A 1,076-nucleotide genomic window follows, 5' to 3' on the forward strand; every position below is an offset into this window, starting at 1 on the left:
ACGGCGTCAGGCAGTACGATGCGGGGTATGGCAGGTTCCTGTCGGTGGATCCCCTGTGGAGCAAGTACACCGCTCTGACGCCGTATCAGTATGCCAAGAACAATCCCGTAACTCAGCTCGATGACAATGGTAAGGATGTTACAGTATACACTGAGCGAATTCCTAATAGTACGATGTATGAAGGCGGGGGATTTTTGGGATGGGCAGCTGGTGTACTTGGACAACCGCGCCATGCTTTCATACGAGTAACGACAAAGGAGAAGGACGTTCTTATCGAACTAGGCGGAAATGCCCCAGGGGGGACAAAGGGGCGTCCAATGATGAAGCCCTTTAGACAAGCGGATCTCGATTCTAGAGAGGATATTGAGCAACATGAAGTTACTAGGCCAGATGAGGAAAAAGGGTCGGAAGATTTCGAATTGGATATTCTCGAAAAGTTTGAAGAAGTGAGGATGGCAACTCCGGATTACAACGCTAGAGAGGGTCCCAACAGTAACAGTTTTGTTCTTTTCCTTATCCTTGTAACAGGAGGAGATGTCAAACTTCCTGCTAAGGCATACGGTAAGGACAACACTAAACCCTATCAAGAGGAAATTGACAGGCGGAAAAAAATTAAGGAAAACACACCAATAGGGCCATATCAACCAATCTCTGAACCATGAAGACTACCAAAGAAACTGTCGTAGTGACCACGCGGATACTAGTGGTCCTAGTATCCGCATGGGCTTTAGTCGATACATTCAGAAAAGACCCAGAGAGATGGATGAGTGTGTTCGATTTCCTCATAGCCGCTTCCTATCCAATCGAAGGAACAACTATGAAGAGTATTGCCATCATTGTTTTCACAAGCAGTACAATTCTTTCTGCCCTTCGTATACGTGATACGAGAGTGGGACATCTTGTTCTTGATGTAACTATTTGTTTCATCCTATACGCATTGTTTGCATTGGCTATTGATGGATCAATAGTTGGGCTGTAAACAACGGTAGCGTTCCAATAGGTAGTTGGGGTAGTGTTCCAATATGTAGATGACGAAGCCGAATCGTTGGGATGCCGCTTGAACACTACCCCGTAGT

The 1,076-nt window shown here is 46.0% G+C and carries 1 protein-coding gene and 1 pseudogene; both read left to right on the plus strand.

Features of this window, described 5'->3' with window-relative positions; all coding sequences use genetic code 11:
• Positions 1–662: pseudogene (locus tag BGO89_03130) on the plus strand (hypothetical protein).
• Positions 659–979: a hypothetical protein gene (locus BGO89_03135; protein OJX58330.1), complete on the plus strand. Its 321-nt coding sequence runs from the start codon at positions 659–661 to the stop codon at positions 977–979. Before BGO89_03130 ends, BGO89_03135 begins: the two are co-directional and overlap by 4 nt.
• Positions 980–1,076 lie beyond the last annotated feature (97 nt).

The organism is Candidatus Kapaibacterium thiocyanatum (assembly GCA_001899175.1).
GTDB lineage: Bacteria > Bacteroidota > Ignavibacteria > Kapaibacteriales > Kapaibacteriaceae > Kapaibacterium > Kapaibacterium thiocyanatum.

Coding starts and splice junctions, on each gene's coding strand:
- BGO89_03135 (OJX58330.1), top strand. CDS start 659: ATGAAGACTACCAAAGAAACTGTCGTAGTGACCACGCGGATACTAGTG.